Source organism: Bradyrhizobium sp. USDA 3364 (assembly GCF_054056355.1).
Genome location: NZ_JBSRYG010000002.1, coordinates 3,766,247 through 3,781,633, shown reverse-complemented (window position 1 = coordinate 3,781,633; position 15,387 = coordinate 3,766,247). Strand labels below are relative to the sequence as shown.

The window sequence follows — 15,387 nt, the reverse complement described above, 5'->3', positions numbered from 1 at the left end:
TCACCGCACCGCGTGCGCGGTCTGCGGCGAATCCGTCGTTGCCGCGGCAGCGTCGATCTCACGCCAGGCCAGCGGCCGCACCTTGTCGCCGGCGGCGAATTTCTGGAAGCCCTCGACGACGACCTTGTCGCCCGCCTTCAGGCCCTCGGTCACGAACCACTGGCCGCCCTGCAGCGAGCCGGTACGCACCGGCTGCACCGCGACGTGATTGTCGTTCTTGACGACGAACACCTCGCTGCCGCCGCCGCCATTGCGCTGGATCGCCTGCTGCGGCACGGCGATCGCGTCGCTGTCGATGCCTTGCTCGATCAGCACGCGAACATACATGCCCGGCAGCAGGATGCGATGCGGGTTGGGGAATTCGCCGCGCAGGGTCACCTGCCCGGTATAGGCGTCGACCTTGGCGTCGGAGAACAGCAGCTTGCCCGGCACCGGATAGATCGAGCCGTCGTCGAGCACGAGACGCACCTTCATCGCATCGGGCGCGATGCGCTCGAGGTCGCCGCTCTCGAAGGCGCGGCGAAGCTGGTTCATCTCGGTCACCGACTGCTGGAAGTCGGCATAGATCGGATCGAGCTGCTGGATGGTCGCAAGGCTCGCGGCGTCGTTCTGGACGACGAGCGCGCCTTCGCTGATGACAGCAGCACCGATGGTGCCGTCAATCGGCGCACGGATCGTCGCATAGTCCAGGTTGAGCTTCGCACGCGCGACGTCGGCCTCACGGCCCTGCACGTCGGCTTCGGCCTGCTTCAGGTTGGCGATCGCCTTCTCGTTTTCGGCCTCGGAGGTCGCGCGCTGCTGCGTGAGCGTCGCAATGCGGCGAGCCTGCAACGCGGTCTGCTCGAGCACCGCCTTGGCGCGTGACAGCGCCGCTTCGGTCGACTGCACTTCGACTTCGAACGGGCGCGGATCGATCTGGTACAGGGGGTCGCCGGTCTTCACCTCGCTGCCTTGGTGGAACATGCGGTTGACGACGATGCCGGAGACGCGCGGGCGCACCTCGGAGACGCGGGTCGGCGCGATGCGGCCCGGCAGCTCGCGCACCATCGCGCGCGCCTGCTGCTTGACGGAGACGACACTGACGTCCGGCTCGGGTGCTTGTACGGCAGCCGTTGCGGTGTTCGGCTCGTCGCAGCCAGCAAGCAGTGGCGCCGTCACGGCCAGCATCAGAGCAATGCATGCCGATTGCGCGCGAAGTCCAGACATTGAGATGATCGCCCCTGATTAGGTTTGAAGAAACGAACGGCGATGTCACAGCGACACCGCTCGTTTTGCTGCGTGGAAAATAAAACCCGCTTGCTGCGACGCAAAGCGTTTGTCGGGCGGCTCATTGTCACACAAACCTATCATCCTGATTTTACGGCATGTTTTATCTTGTCACTGCATTGTGAGCGGGTTCCATCGCAGGCTGTGGGAATGCGTTAAGCATAGCATGAGCCGGAACCTCACTATTTGACCCCGCGCGGAATGCCGCACCTCGCAACAACCATACGATCGGACCGAATCAGCCCACGTCGTGCTCGCTCCACCCAGCGATGCGTGCAAACCATCCTCATCTCGCGATCTGCGGGTGGGTGCCTACGACCTCGGCGGATGGTGGATGCGCCGCCCGGCCGAAAAAGCTGCGCAAAGCTGCAACAGCTCGCCCGGTCTCAACGATCCGCCTTTGGATTCGGCTTTCCTCACTCCGCCGCTGTGCCATATTGCTGGCAGATGCGGCCTTCGCGAACGGATGATCCGGCAATGCCCCCTTCCCGATCCGAGATGGAGATCGAGCTGAGCAAGCTGTCCTCGCCCAGGATATTCCTGGTGCGGATGCTCGTGTTCCTGGTGCTCTGCGGCCTGGTCGGGGTCGTCCTGTACAAGCAGATCGTCACCGCCTTCTTCGCCAATCCCGGGCTGAACGCGCTGATCGGCGCGGTGCTCCTGATCGGCGTCATCCTGGCGTTCCGCCAGGTGATCCGGCTCTATCCCGAGGTCGCCTGGGTCAATAATTTCCGCATCGCCGATCCCGGCCTTGCGATCGAGCGCCGTCCGACGCTGCTGGCTCCGATGGCGGCGATTCTCGGCGGCGAGCGCTCCGGGAGGATGTCGATCTCGCAGCAGACCATGCGGCATCTGCTTGATTCGATCGCAACCCGCCTGGATGAGGCCCGCGACATCTCGCGCTACATGACCGGCCTCTTGGTGTTCCTCGGCCTGCTCGGCACCTTTTGGGGCCTGATCGAGACGGTGGGCTCCGTCGGCAAGGTGATCGACGGGCTCAAGGTCGGCGGCGACGCCGGCGCGCTGTTCGATACGCTGAAGGAGGGGCTGGCCGCCCCGCTCGGCGGCATGGGCATCTCGTTCTCGTCGTCGCTGTTCGGCCTCGCCGGCTCCCTGATCCTGGGCTTCCTCGATTTGCAATCGAGCCAGGCCCAGAACCGCTTCTATACCGACCTCGAGGACTGGCTCGCCACCACCGTGCGCGGTATTTCCGGCGAGGGCGCCGCTGCCGGCGGCGCCGATTTGCAGGGCGCGATCGACCGGCTGCGTGCCACCTTCGAGGAAGGCGGCGGCCGCGGCACTACCGCGGCGATGGCCAATCTCGCCGAGGCGATCCAGGGGCTGGTTGCGCATATGCGCACCGAGCAACAGATGATCCGCGAATGGGCCGACGGCCAGGGCGAGCAGAAACCGCGAGATCAAGCGGCTGCTCGAACGCCTCGCCCGCCAGCCGGAGAAGAGTTAGGAGGGCGCGGCTCCGGACACCGCGCGGCACCAAGTGCTGCACTGCCGAGCCGGGGCTCACAGATTTTGATGAGTTCCGGCTCTGCGCCGCAGTCTTGCGCGCTGCAGCGCGTCCGGGACACGACAGTTGAGGAGAATTCTTGATGGCCCTCGCCCGCTCGCGTCGCAGCGAATCCGGCTTCAACTACTGGCCCGGCTTTGTCGACGCCTTGTCGACGCTGGTGCTGTCGATCGTGTTCCTGCTGTCGGTGTTCCTCGTGGTGCAGTTCTTCCTGTCGCAGGAGGTCACCGGCAAGGACAAGGCGCTGGAGCAGCTCAGCGCCAAGATCGCCCAGCTCAACGACCTGCTGTCGTTGGAGAAGCTCTCCAAGCTGACGCTCGACGACCAGGTGGCGCAGCTGCGCGCCGGCCTCGCCTCCGCGGAAGGCGAGCGCGACCGCATGAAGGGGCTCTATGAGGGGCTCGCCAATTCCGGCAACGACGCGCAGGGCCGCGCCAACGAGCTCAACAAGGCGCTGGAGTCCGAGAAGGGCGTGTCGTCGCGCGCGCTGGCGCAGATCGAGGTGCTGAACCAGCAGATCAGCGCGCTGCGCCGCCAGCTCGCCGCGCTCGAGGAGGCGCTCGACGCCTCCGAGAAGCGCGACAAGGATTCGCAGAGCCGGATCGCCGATCTCGGCCAGCGCCTCAACGTCGCGCTGGCGCAGCGGGTGCAGGAACTGTCGAAATACCGCTCGGAATTCTTCGGCCGGCTGCGTGCGATCCTCGGCAACCGTCCCGATATCCGCATCGTCGGCGACCGCTTCGTGTTCCAGTCGGAAGTGTTCTTCGACACCGGCCAGGCCACGCTGCTGCCGGAGGGCAAGACCGAGCTCGAAACGGTGGCGAGCGCGCTGATCGATCTGGACAAGCAGATCCCCCCCGAGATCGCCTGGGTGCTGCGGGTCGACGGCCACACCGACGTGCGGCCGATCAACAGCCCGCTGTTCAAGTCGAACTGGGAATTGTCCTCGGCGCGCGCGATCTCGGTGGTGCAGTATCTGGTCTCGCTCGGCGTGCCGGCGCAGCGTCTGGTCGCCGCCGGCTTCGCCGAATTCCAGCCGCTCGACACCGCGCAAACCGAAGAAGCCTACAAGCGCAACCGCCGCATCGAGCTGAAGCTGACGGAACGCTGATCGCGCCGTGGGGTTGGCGGTAACGCACCAACCATCCGTCGTCCTGACGAAAGCCAGGACCCATAACCACCGCATTCGGTGATGAAGCGGAATGTGGTCCCAGCCTCGTGCAACAACGAGCATTCGGGGTAATGGGTCCTGGCCTTCGCCAGGACGACAGCGATTGTGCGGCACGGCCTGCATCCACAATCCTTGCCCCTGCCTAGTGCGCAATTGCGCACGGGAGCAGGGACCCATCAACCACCGGGTTGTATTGTTGAAGAGGCTGTGGCTCCAACCTCGCGCGACAATTGCCATTAGTGGTTAAGGGCCCCGGGTCAAGCCCGGGACGACACCGAGTGTGTGGCTCGACTTCCTCAGCGCCCGACCATCCCGAGCAATTGCTCCGGATAGCGCGCGCCCTGTACCTCGACCGCGGCGACCGCCTTGCCGATGTCAGCGAGATCGGCGGCGGTCAGTTCGACGCGCGCGGCGCCGATGTTTTCCTCGAGCCGGTTGAGCTTGGTGGTGCCGGGGATCGGCACGATCCACGGCTTCTGCGCCAGCAGCCAGGCCAGCCCGATCTGAGCCGTCGTCGCGCCCTTGCTCGCGGCGATGCTGCCGAGCTGATCGACCAGCACCTGGTTGGCGCGGCGGGCCTCCGGCGTGAAGCGCGGCACGAGGTTGCGGAAGTCGTCGCTTGTGAATGTCGTGGACGCGCTGATCGCACCGGTGAGAAAACCGCGGCCGAGCGGGCTGTACGGCACGAAGCCGATGCCGAGCTCTTCCAGCAGCGGCAGGATCTCCGCCTCTACCCCGCGCTCCCACAGCGAATATTCGCTCTGCAAGGCGGTGACCTTCTGCACCGCGTGGGCGCGGCGGATGGTTTGCGCACCGGCCTCCGACAGGCCGAAATGGCGGACCTTGCCGGCGGCAATCAGGTCCTTCACGGCGCCGGCGACGTCCTCGATCGGCACATTGGGATCGACCCGATGCTGATAGAACAGATCGATCACATCGATGTTCAACCGCTTCAGCGAGGCGTCCGCGACTGCCTTGATGTGCTCGGGCCGGCTGTTCAGCGAGCGGTGCCGCTCGGCCATGGTGCCGATGTCGAAACCGAACTTGGTGGCGATCACGACCTGGTCGCGGACCGGCGCCAGCGCCTCGCCGACCAGTTCCTCGTTGACGAAGGGGCCATAGACCTCGGCGGTGTCGAAGAAAGTGACGCCGCGCTCGACCGCGCCGCGGAGCACGGCGATGCCCTGCGCCTTCTCGAGCGCCGGGCCGTAGGCGAAGCTCAGGCCCATGCAGCCGAGGCCGATCGCCGAGACGTCGAGGTTGCTGCTACCTAGTCTGCGTTTCTGCATGATGTCTCTCCGCATCGATAACTGGAATTGGTCGCTGCGGGATTTAAGGCGTGCAACCGCCGGCCATTAGACGTAGAAATCAGGATGGACTTATGAGCAGGGTTCATGAATGCCGCGGCATGACGTCAATGACCTGATCGCCTTCCTCGCCGTCGCGCGCGACCGCAGCTTCACGCGCGCCGCAGCAAAGCTCGGCGTGTCGCAATCGGCGCTCAGCCACACGATGCGCGCGCTGGAGGAGCGGCTCGGTGTGCGGCTGCTGACCCGCACCACGCGCAGCGTCGCGCCGACCGCAGCCGGCGAACGGCTGCTAGAGGGCATCGGCCCGCGTTTCGAGGAGATCGAGGCCGAGATATCAGCGCTGAGCGCTTTGCGCGAGAAACCCGCCGGCACCATCCGCATCAACGCCGGCGAGCACGCCGCCGAGACGATCCTGTGGCCGGCGCTGGCGGATTTCCTGCCGCGCTATCCCGACATCAAGGTCGAGCTGACCGTCGACAACGGGCTCGCGAACATTGTCGCGGAGCGCTTCGATGCCGGCGTTCGCCTCGGCGAACAGCTTGCGAAGGACATGATCGCGGTGCGGATCGGTCCGGATTTCCGCATGGTCGTGGTCGGCGCCCCGTCCTACTTCAAGCGGCACGAGCGCCCGAAACGGCCGCAGGACCTGACGCAGCATGCCTGCATCAACATCCGCCTGCCGACGCATGGCGGCATCTATGCGTGGGAATTCGAGCGGCGCGGCCGCCCGCTCAAGGTCCGCGTCGACGGACAATTGGTATTCAATAGCGCCACATTGCGGATCAAGGCGGCGCTGGCCGGCCTGGGGCTCGCCTATGTCGCCGAGGATCAGGTGCGCGCGCAGATCGCCAAGGGCCAATTGATCCAGGTGCTCGACGACTGGTGCGCGCCGTTTCCCGGCTATCACCTCTATTATCCAAGCCGGCGGCAATCCGCGCCGGCCTTCGCGCTGCTGGTCGATGCGCTGCGCTATCGCAGCTGACCGTGACCGGCAGCGCACTGAGGGCGCCGAAGGACCGCTCGCTTGAGACTGTCCCAGCGCAGCTCCGTGATCGTCGTGGAGGTGCACCACACGGACATTTGCTTCACTGGCCGAGCGCTCCGGGAACACATCCAGCGCGGATGACATTATATTGGTGATGTAATCTCGCGGGCTCGCTGTGGATCCCGCCAAGCTCACCATGCCATCTCGGAGCAGCACATGCTCAAGAACAGAATTGCCATCATCCTCGCGGCCGCGCTCGCGCTGGCGCCGGTCCCGCTTCTCGCGCAGGTCACCGGAGGCAGCGCACCGCCGCCGCAACCGGGCGCCCGTGCCGCCCCGTCGAACGGCGTCGGCGGCAGCGTGATTCCAAACCAGGCCAGCACACGCTTTGCACCGTCGTCCGGCAGCAGTGCCGGCAGTGCGGCGCCGGCCGCTCCCGGTGAGCTGGGTACGAGCGGCAATCTCAACAATCAGACGAAGCGCTGACCTGTGCACGGTTCCGTGAGTAGCTGACGTTGCTTCGTGCGCGCCCGGCGATGACGTCGCCGAGCGCACCGTTCGACGATGGGTCAGATTCGTGGCGATGGAACCTTCAGATGGAACGCGATCACGGTCGTTATTGAGAGGCGCCAATCGGCGGCATATCGCCGCACAAGCGGGGTTGACGGTTGATTTCTTCAAATCCACAGGTTGTATGTTACCGAACGCTTCCAACGTGTAACTGAACATTAACAGGCTGCACGCGACATGGTCGCGTGACAACCACAGGTAATGTAACAGAATACCACAACCTCGGACGAACGCTCGGTGCAGTGCCCTGGGTGCCGATCGTGCTGTTCCTGGTCGGCGCGTTGGCGATCTTTCATGCTTCCGGGTTCCGGCACGTCGCGATCGATTGCAATGGGCTCGGCCCGATCTGCGCGGTCCTGCCTGCAGCCTATCTCGCCGCGCGGGGATTTCGCATCCGGTTCGTTCAGACGTTCCCGGACGTCTGGGTCCAGAACGTGATCATGGCCATCGCCTGGTTTGCGCTGCTGCCTGCGACCAAGGCGCGGGCGCATGGTCGCGCCTTCCAAATTCACTGCGCGCCAACGGACCAATTGGAATAGCCGCCGATGCACGCGCCCCTGGCCAAGACGTCTGCCGGCGACGTTCAATTGATGCGCGAAGCGGCCTGGCCATGGCTGGCGACCGCGGTGGTGCTTGCGATCGTGCTGCTGGCTCCCCTTCTCGTCATCGACGTGCCGCCGCTCACGGACTATCCAAATCACCTCGCGCGGTTCTTCATCCTGGCGCATCCGGACGATCCGATCCTCTCGAAGATGTATGCGCCGCATTGGACGATCCTGCCCAATCTCGGCATGGACGTCATCGGGGCCGGGCTGCTGCGCATCACCGATACGCACACGGGCGGCCGAATATTGCTGGCACTGAGTCTGCTCGCGCCGGTGGGCGGCGCGGTCGTGTACCATCGGGTCGCTTTCGGCTGCCGTTCCTATTGGCCGCTGGCGTCGGGACTGGTCGCCTACAACGCAGCCTTCTTCATGGGCTTCATGAACTTCCTGCTCTCGCTGGGGCTGGCGCTGATCGGTGCGGCCGCATGGGTCGCGCTGCGCCGGCGGAATCGTTCCGGGTGGAAGACGTTGGCCGGCGCGATCGCCGCGGTCGCGACCTTCTTCACCCACATCTTCGGACTCGCCTTTCTATTCCTCCTGATCGGTGCGGAAGAGGCAGCGGAATTGCGGCAACGCTGGTCGTCGGGCACGGTCACCGCGCGCGATTTTATGAAGGCCGCGATCCCGATCCTGGCCGCTCTCGCTCCGGCGGCCGTGCTGTATCGACTCAGTCCATTCGGCGACGCCGCCACGTCGCTCGGCGCGTGGCATGCGATCGTCAAATTGATGCGGCTGTTCAGCGCGTTCACGATACCGAGCGTCGAGCTGACGATCGTGACCGCTGTCATCGTTATCGTCGCGCTGGTCGCCATGCGTCGTCATCTCGCATTTGCTCCGGGGCTGCGGCTTGCGATTGCCGTGCTGGCAATCGTCTACATCGCCGCGCCCCTGCGGATGAAGGGAGGTTCCTACATCGATCTGCGGGCTGCGGTCATGATCGCGTTGCTGCTGTTCGCGGGCGTGCAGCCACGCATCGCGCGGCGCGAGGCGATGATGTTCGGCGTTGCTGTCGCGGCCTTGATTCTTGTCCGCTCGGCCCATGTCGCTGCGACGTGGATGGACAGCCGGGACGACCTTGCCGACCTGCGCGCGGCAATCACCGGCGTCGAGCCCGGTGCGCGCGTCCTGGTCGCGACGGGCTCGTCGGGAGAGCGGACAATGGCGCCTCCGGCGCGACGCACGCTGCCCGGCATCTACCGGCTGACCAACCACCTCCCGGCATTGCTCGCCGTCGAACGCAGGGCGTTCTGGCCATTGTTGTTTGCCGACCCGGCGCAGCAACCGGTGACCATTCTTCCGCCGTTCGATCGAATGTCTCACCCGCTGACGGAGCCGGTCGACTGGCAGGTGCTGGCCAACGAACCGTTCTCGGCGGAAACGCTGCGGTGGGCGCGCTACCTCGTCGGCTGGCGCTCGAATTTCGACTATGTGCTGCTGATCGACCCCAAGCCCGGATTTCAGACGATCGAGAAGCTCTCGCCGCTCCATGACGGCGAGTTCGCAAAGCTCTATCGGGTTGATCGCTGAACCGCCGGGTACGGTCGCGCCGTATCGAACGGGCCGCCGAACGGCAGGGCCTTTCGGCTACACCGCGCCGGCCGGCTCCGCGGCCGGTTCGTCCGGCTTGGCCTCTGCCGTCACGAATTTGAGCCCGTAGGTCTTGCCGCGACGCCAGACCACCTCGCAGGGATAACGCTTGGCATGATCGGCGAGCAGCGTCAGCGCGAGGCGGTCCTTCACTTCGAACTCGACCTCGGTGGTGATCTTGGCGCCGCCGGGCGAGATGTCGACCACGGCGCAGGGGTTCTCGGTCGCGCCGTCATCGACCGTGATCCACGCCGCACGATTGTTGAGCTGGCGCCGCGGCTCGCGACTGACCTTGATCCGTGCACCATTGCTCGCCATCGTCGTCGTCCTTGAAAACATTGGTCATTGAAAACTTGCAAGACCGCGCAGGTCGATCGACGCGCCCGGCACATAACCGCACCGGCCACAATGGCGTCCCCCCGTAAAGTCCGGCTTAGCGCGATCGCTTGAACTTTACCGGAATCTTGACGGGGCTTTTAGCAAACAGGAATTCTACAACTCGATCAGCAGGATACCGGCCAGATGGGCAGCCGTCGGCTTGACATGACGGCCGCACTGTTGGTGAAGTGGCGACCGTGGCTCCGGTCACATCCTGCAACAAGAGCGCTTCAAGCCGCCTCCCTCTGACGGAAACGACCCATGCTGATCCCCATAGCCGACGTGCCGCGCTGGTATGCCGAACGCAAGCCCGCGGACGCGATCGCCGTCAGCCACGGCGCGGATGCGCTGACCTGGCTTGAGCTCGAGCGCCGCGCCAACGCGCGGGCACGCGCCTTCAAAGCCAAGGGCGTCAAGCCCGGCGACTTCGTCGCGATCGGGCTGCCCAATAGCAACGCGTTCTTCGAGACCACTTTCGCGGTGTGGAAATGCGGCGCGACGCCGACCTCGCTGTCGTGGCGGCTGCCGCGCGGCGAGGCCGCCGCGGTGCTCGACATTCTCAAGCCGTCGCTGGTGGTCGGCGGCGAGGCCGACTGGAATGCGCCGAATTCGCTGCCGGTGAATTTCGTGCCGGAAGGATTTTCCGAGGAGCCGCTCGATGCCCCGATCGCGCGTTACTGGAAGGCGATGACGAGCGGCGGCTCGACCGGACGGCCGAAGGTGATCCTCGATCACAACCCCGCCGTGATCGAAACCACGGCAGAGCCGACGCTGGGCATTGCGCGTGACACCTCGCTGCTCAATCCCGGGCCGCTCTATCACAACGCGCCGTTCATCCTCTCGCATTTTGCGCTGTTCGGCGGCGGACGGGTGACCGGCATGGTGAAGTTCGACGCCGAGGAGACGCTGCGTCTGATCGAGCGCGAGCGCGTGCAATGGGTCAACTTCGTGCCGACCATGATGCACCGGATCTGGGCGCTGCCCGACGAGGTGCGCAACCGCTACGACGTCTCCAGCCTGGGAATCGTTTTTCACATGGCAGCGCCGATGCCGCCATGGCTGAAGGAGAAGTGGATCGAATGGCTCGGGCCGGAGCGGATCTGGGAGCTCTATGGCGGCACCGAGCGGCAGGGCGCCTGCGTGATCTCGGGCGTCGAATGGATGGCGCACAAGGGCTCGGTCGGCAGGATCGGCGAGACCGCGCGCTTGCGCGTCATCGGCGAGGACGGCAACGACGTTGCGCCGGGCGAGACCGGCGAGATCTACTTCCTGCCCAATGACGGCGCCGGCTCGACCTATCACTATCTCGGCGCAACACCGAAGCGGCGGCCCGACGGCTGGGAATCGCTCGGCGATATCGGCCGGCTCGATGCGGAAGGCTATCTCTATCTCGGCGACCGGCTCGCCGACATGGTGCTGCGCGGCGGCGCCAACATCTATCCGGCCGAGGTCGAGGCCGCGGTCAGCGAACATCCCGAGGTGCGCTCCTGCGTCGTGGTCGGATTGCCCGATCCGGAATTCGGCCAGCGCGTGCATGCGATCCTCGAACTCGCAGACGATGCCGATGCACAAGGGATCGCCGACGGCATGGGCGACTTCCTGAAGGACCGGCTCAGCCGCTACAAGCATCCGGAAAGCTTCGAACGCGTCGGCACCGCGCCGCGCGATGATTCCGGAAAGGTCCGCCGCACCATGCTGCGCGACGAACGCGCCGCCTGGATCAAGGACAACCGCGCCTTCCGGATCATGCCGGCGCGCGCCGCGGCAACAAAAAGCGAATAGATTCATCTATCTTGCGAGGGGCAGGTCTGCACGCCAGATGAGCTGTGCAGGCCGCCGCGCAGGGTATATCATTCCATCTTCCCTGCCGGCATAACCTCAGATTACCTTGAGGTTCCAGCGCGCCCTGCACGCCAGGAGATCCCAGATGCCCCCCACGACCGAACCGAAAGTGCCAGCGGCCTTTCAGCCCCGCCCCGAAGATTACCGCTACGATCTCGATCGCGCGTTGACGAGTGTGGTCGGGCTGCATTCGATCATTCCCCCTGACGCTTTCAGCGCCGACACGCTCGGCACCGAGCGCGCCGGCTACGGCGTTCTGATCGACGACGGGCTGGTGCTGACGATCGGCTATCTGATCACGGAAGCGGCCACGGTGTGGCTGCATCTCGGCGACGGCCGTGCGGTCGAGGGCCACGCGCTCGGCTTCGATTTCGAATCCGGCTTCGGCCTGGTGCAGGCGCTCGGCAAGCTCGATATCGATCCGCTGCCGATCGGAAAGTCGGCCGCGACGCAGGTCGGCGACAATGTCGTGCTCGCCGGCGCCGGCGGCCGCACCCGCTCGGTGGCGTGCCAGATCGCTGCGAAGCAGGAATTCGCAGGCTACTGGGAGTATCTGCTCGACGAGGCGATCTTCACCCATCCGTCGCATCCGAACTGGGGCGGCACCGGGCTGATCAACAATGCCGGTGAGCTGATCGGCATCGGCTCGCTGCAACTCGAACGCGAGCGCACGGGCCGCGCCGAGCATGTCAACATGATCGTGCCGATCGATCTGCTCAACCCGGTGCTGAGCGATCTGCGCAAGTTCGGCCGTGTCGACAGGCCGGCGCGGCCGTGGCTCGGCATGTACACGACCGAGATCGATAACCGCCTCGTGGTGGTGGGCGTCGCCAGCAAGGGACCGGCGGCGCGCGCCGAGCTCAAGACCGGCGACGTGATCCTCGCGGTCGCCGGCGACAAGGTGACGAGCCAGACCGGCTTCTACCGCAAGCTCTGGTCGCTCGGCGCGGCCGGCGTCGACGTGCCGCTGACCGTCTATCACGAGGGCGTCACCTTCGACGTGACGTTGACCTCGATCGACCGCATGAAGCTGTTGAAGGCGCCGCAGCTGCACTGAATGATATCGTGCTCTCGCGGCAGTCTCGTCTCACCTCTCCCACTTGCGGGAGAGGGGGCGCAGCTTTTGCACGGCTACAGCGCCGATCCAATGACAAGGAAGGACAGCAACGATGAGCGAGGCCGTGGTTGACGACATCGTGGCCGTGCTGCCGCCGCTGTTGCAGACGCTGGAATCGCTCGCCTTTGTCGCGCGCAACCTCAACCCGCCGGACTTCGACCGCGTGATGCAGATCGCGGGCGAACCCGAGGAGGCGTTGCAGACGGTGCGGCCGCGGCTTGCCGACTGGCCGGAGAAATTCGCGCACATCAGGACCGCGCTTGAAGCCGCGATCGAACCGGCGCTGGCCGGTTATGCGGGGCTGCGCGCCGTGCAGAACGGCGAAGGCGATCTGGTCGGCGTGTTCCGCGCGCTGCGCTATCTGCCGCGGGCGCAGGAGGCGCTCTATCCGCTGACCGAGCTGCCGCCGGTCAGCGGCTTCTTCATCGCGCCCGACTTGCGCGAGGATGCCGAATTGCAGGCGAAGCTCGCGGCCACACCCAACGCCGACACCGGCATCTTCCATGAGCGCAACGAGCCGGGCAGCCGCGGCGGCTTCTCGATGTATGTGCCGGAATATTATACCCCGGATCGCGCCTGGCCGCTGGTGATGGCGCTGCACGGCGGCAGCGGCAATGGCCGCGGCTTCCTGTGGAGCTGGCTGCGCGATGCGCGCAGCCGCGGCGCCATCCTGGTGGCGCCGACCGCGACCGGCCAGACCTGGGCGCTGATGGGCGAGGACATCGATACGCCGAACCTCAACCGCATTCTCGACCAGGTGTGCGCGCGCTGGAAGATCGACGAGACGCGCATGCTTTTGACCGGCATGAGCGACGGCGGCACGTTCAGCTATGTCAGCGGGCTCGACGGCGCCTCGCGCTTCACGCATCTGGCACCGGTCGCGGCGACCTTCCATCCGCTGATGGCGGAAATGGCCGATGCGGAGCGGCTGCGCGGACTTCCGATCTTCATCACCCACGGCCGGCTCGACTGGATGTTCCCGGTGCAGACCGCGCGGCAGACCCAGGACCTGCTGTCGGCCGCCGGCGCCAGGGTCGTCTATCGCGAGATCGACGATCTCAGCCACACCTATCCGCGCGAGATCAACGCGGAGATCATGAAGTGGCTGAATGATGAACAGGCCGACCGCGCTTAGAGCATCGTCGGTTGGCGCCGAGTTACACGGCTCTATCCCCGTCATTGCGAGGAGCGAAGCGACGAAGCAATCCATGTTTCCGCCTGCGGCGCGATGGATTGTTTCGCTTCGCTCGCAATGACGTGGATAGTATCTACCTCGTTACTTGTTCACCCGCGGCTTGAGCAGGTCTGCGAAGCCGACCCGGTGCAGCATCTCGTTGCGGACGCGGTCGATCACGCCGAAAGCAACCTCGGCGCCGTCCTGGGTCGGATCGATGTGGATGCGGAACGGCCGCTTGCCGAACGGCGTGTCGACGACCTCGACGATCGCATCCGCGACCAGCGAGGCATCGGCATCCTCGGGCACGATCGCCGCAAACGCCTTCATGATCTCCTCGCCGAAGCCGGCATAGGGACCGGCTTCATATTCGGCGACGCGGGCCTCGTCGGCGGGACGGCCGGAATGCGCGAAGTGGTTGGTGCCGCCGGTGAAGGCTCCGGGCACGATGATCGAGGTCTCGATGCCCCAGCGCGTGAGCTCGCGGGCATAGATCACGGCCATCGCGTCCATGCCGGCCTTCGCCGCGAAATAGGGTGCGAGATAGGGCGGCGTGCCGCCGGCCGAACTCGAGCTCGACACCCAGACCACGAGTCCCCTGCCCTGCTTGCGCAGCTGCGGCAGGGCCGCGCGATTGACGCGCTGGGTGGAGAGCACGTTGACGTCGTAGAGCTCGGCAAGCTGTTCGGGCGTGAACGCCTCCGCCGGACCGAACACCATGTGGCCGGCATTGTGCATGACGACGTCGAGGCGGCCCTCCTCGGCGACGATCTGCGCAATCGCCTTGTCGACCGACGCCTGGGAGCCGACATCGAGTTCGAGCGAGCGCAGGTCGACATTGTTGTCGCGAGCGAACTCCTCGATATCGGCGACCGCGGCGGCGTTGCGGCCGGTTGTGTGGCGCATCGAGGCGTAGACAATGTGGCCTGCCTTGGCGAGCGCGTTGGCGGTGAGGCGGCCGAAGCCGCTCGACGCGCCGGTGATGACAATGACCTGTTTCATGACACTTATCCTTTTGAAGCCGGATTGAACGATCGTTGTGGTGAAGACGCGAAGACGTCAGACCAGGCCGCCATTGACGCGCAGGGTCTGGCCGTTGATCCAGGAGCCGTCCGGACCGGCGAGGAAGGACACGGCGCCTGCGACGTCGTCGGGCGTGCCGAGCCGCTCCAGCGGCACCATCTTGGCGAAGCGGTCGATCAGTTCGTCCGACTTGCCGTGCAGGAACAGGTCGGTCGCGGTCGGACCGGGTGCGATCGCATTCACGGTGATGCCGCGGCCGCGCAATTCCTTGGACAGGATCGCGGTAAGCGATTCGATCGCCGCCTTGGTCGCGACATAGATGCCGTAGGTCTCGAGCTTGGTGCCGACGACGCTGGTCGAGAAGTTGACGATGCGCCCGCCGTTGCGCAGCCGGCGCGCCGCCTCCCGCATGGTGTTGAAGCTGCCCTTCAGGTTGACCGCGACCTGCTGGTCGAAGCTCGCATCGTCGCTGTCGGCGATCTTGCCGAGCTTCATGATGCCGGCATTGTTGACCAGCACATCGACGCCGCCGAACGCCGCTTCCGCCGCGTCGAACATGCCGCGCACCGCACTGGGATCGCTGACATCGGCCTTTGCGGTCAGCGCCCGGCCGCCGGCGGCCTCGATCCGGTCGGCCACCGCCTGGGCCGGCTTGACGTCGCCGGAGTAGTTGATGACGACGGTGAAGCCGTCCTTGGCGAGGCGTTCCGCAACCGCCGCGCCGATCCCGCGCGAGGCGCCCGTCACCAGAGCTACCTTGTTGGTTTGGTTGGTCATTTTCAGTCTCCCATCGGGTTGGGCGGCCAAGCCGCGTTCGATGGGAGGACGCTACGC

At 65.6% G+C, this 15,387-nt stretch carries 13 protein-coding genes and 1 pseudogene; 9 read left to right on the top strand and 5 right to left on the bottom strand.

Annotated elements, in window-relative coordinates:
• On the bottom strand, positions 1 to 1,206 hold the full coding sequence (locus ACVILL_RS17810) for an efflux RND transporter periplasmic adaptor subunit (protein ID WP_456730243.1): 1,206 nt from the start codon (positions 1,204 to 1,206) through the stop codon (positions 1 to 3).
• Positions 1,207 to 1,743: 537 nt separating this feature from the next.
• Between ACVILL_RS17810 and ACVILL_RS17805 the strand changes: the two are divergent.
• Positions 1,744 to 2,731 (top strand): annotated as a pseudogene (locus tag ACVILL_RS17805) (flagellar motor protein MotA).
• Between the two features lie 142 nt (positions 2,732 to 2,873).
• The gene (locus tag ACVILL_RS17800; protein ID WP_456730242.1) at positions 2,874 to 3,902 is read left to right on the top strand and encodes a peptidoglycan -binding protein; all 1,029 of its coding nucleotides are present in this window, start codon (positions 2,874 to 2,876) and stop codon (positions 3,900 to 3,902) included.
• Between the two features lie 356 nt (positions 3,903 to 4,258).
• Here ACVILL_RS17800 and ACVILL_RS17795 read toward each other — a convergent pair whose 3' ends face one another.
• Complete coding sequence (locus ACVILL_RS17795) at positions 4,259 to 5,251, bottom strand: aldo/keto reductase (protein ID WP_456730241.1); 993 nt, start codon at positions 5,249 to 5,251, stop codon at positions 4,259 to 4,261.
• 109 nt (positions 5,252 to 5,360) lie between these two features.
• Between ACVILL_RS17795 and ACVILL_RS17790 the strand changes: the two genes are divergently transcribed.
• The 4 genes from ACVILL_RS17790 (at position 5,361) to ACVILL_RS17775 (ending at position 8,959) form a co-directional block, all read left to right on the top strand.
• Positions 5,361 to 6,254 (top strand): LysR family transcriptional regulator, encoded by an 894-nt coding sequence (locus tag ACVILL_RS17790; RefSeq protein WP_456730240.1) that lies wholly within the window; start codon positions 5,361 to 5,363, stop codon positions 6,252 to 6,254.
• Between the two features lie 219 nt (positions 6,255 to 6,473).
• Positions 6,474 to 6,743 (top strand): hypothetical protein, encoded by a 270-nt coding sequence (locus ACVILL_RS17785; protein WP_456730239.1) that lies wholly within the window; start codon positions 6,474 to 6,476, stop codon positions 6,741 to 6,743.
• A gap of 335 nt (positions 6,744 to 7,078) precedes the next feature.
• Positions 7,079 to 7,366 carry a hypothetical protein gene (locus ACVILL_RS17780; RefSeq protein WP_456730238.1) on the top strand — a complete coding sequence of 96 codons (288 nt, stop codon included), beginning with the start codon at positions 7,079 to 7,081 and terminating at the stop codon, positions 7,364 to 7,366.
• A 6-nt stretch (positions 7,367 to 7,372) separates the two neighbouring features.
• Positions 7,373 to 8,959 (top strand): hypothetical protein, encoded by a 1,587-nt coding sequence (locus tag ACVILL_RS17775; protein WP_456730237.1) that lies wholly within the window; start codon positions 7,373 to 7,375, stop codon positions 8,957 to 8,959.
• A 57-nt stretch (positions 8,960 to 9,016) separates the two neighbouring features.
• Here ACVILL_RS17775 and ACVILL_RS17770 read toward each other — a convergent pair whose 3' ends face one another.
• Positions 9,017 to 9,337 (bottom strand): PilZ domain-containing protein, encoded by a 321-nt coding sequence (locus tag ACVILL_RS17770; RefSeq protein WP_456730236.1) that lies wholly within the window; start codon positions 9,335 to 9,337, stop codon positions 9,017 to 9,019.
• A gap of 321 nt (positions 9,338 to 9,658) precedes the next feature.
• Here ACVILL_RS17770 and ACVILL_RS17765 point away from each other — a divergent pair, with 321 nt between their 5' ends.
• The 3 genes from ACVILL_RS17765 (at position 9,659) to ACVILL_RS17755 (ending at position 13,491) form a co-directional block, all read left to right on the top strand.
• Positions 9,659 to 11,179: an AMP-binding protein gene (locus ACVILL_RS17765; RefSeq protein ID WP_456730235.1), complete on the top strand. Its 1,521-nt coding sequence runs from the start codon at positions 9,659 to 9,661 to the stop codon at positions 11,177 to 11,179.
• Positions 11,180 to 11,324: 145 nt separating this feature from the next.
• Positions 11,325 to 12,296 (top strand): S1C family serine protease, encoded by a 972-nt coding sequence (locus tag ACVILL_RS17760; RefSeq protein WP_456730234.1) that lies wholly within the window; start codon positions 11,325 to 11,327, stop codon positions 12,294 to 12,296.
• 112 nt (positions 12,297 to 12,408) lie between these two features.
• A complete protein-coding gene (locus ACVILL_RS17755; RefSeq protein ID WP_456730233.1) occupies positions 12,409 to 13,491 on the top strand; it encodes a carboxylesterase family protein in 1,083 nt (360 codons plus the stop codon).
• A gap of 141 nt (positions 13,492 to 13,632) precedes the next feature.
• Here ACVILL_RS17755 and ACVILL_RS17750 read toward each other — a convergent pair whose 3' ends face one another.
• Both ACVILL_RS17750 and ACVILL_RS17745 read right to left on the bottom strand, forming a co-directional pair.
• Entirely contained in the window at positions 13,633 to 14,532 is a 900-nt protein-coding gene (locus ACVILL_RS17750; RefSeq protein ID WP_456730232.1) for an SDR family oxidoreductase, read from the bottom strand.
• Positions 14,533 to 14,589: 57 nt separating this feature from the next.
• Positions 14,590 to 15,330: an SDR family oxidoreductase gene (locus ACVILL_RS17745; RefSeq protein WP_456730231.1), complete on the bottom strand. Its 741-nt coding sequence runs from the start codon at positions 15,328 to 15,330 to the stop codon at positions 14,590 to 14,592.
• Between the last annotated feature and the right edge of the window lie 57 nt (positions 15,331 to 15,387).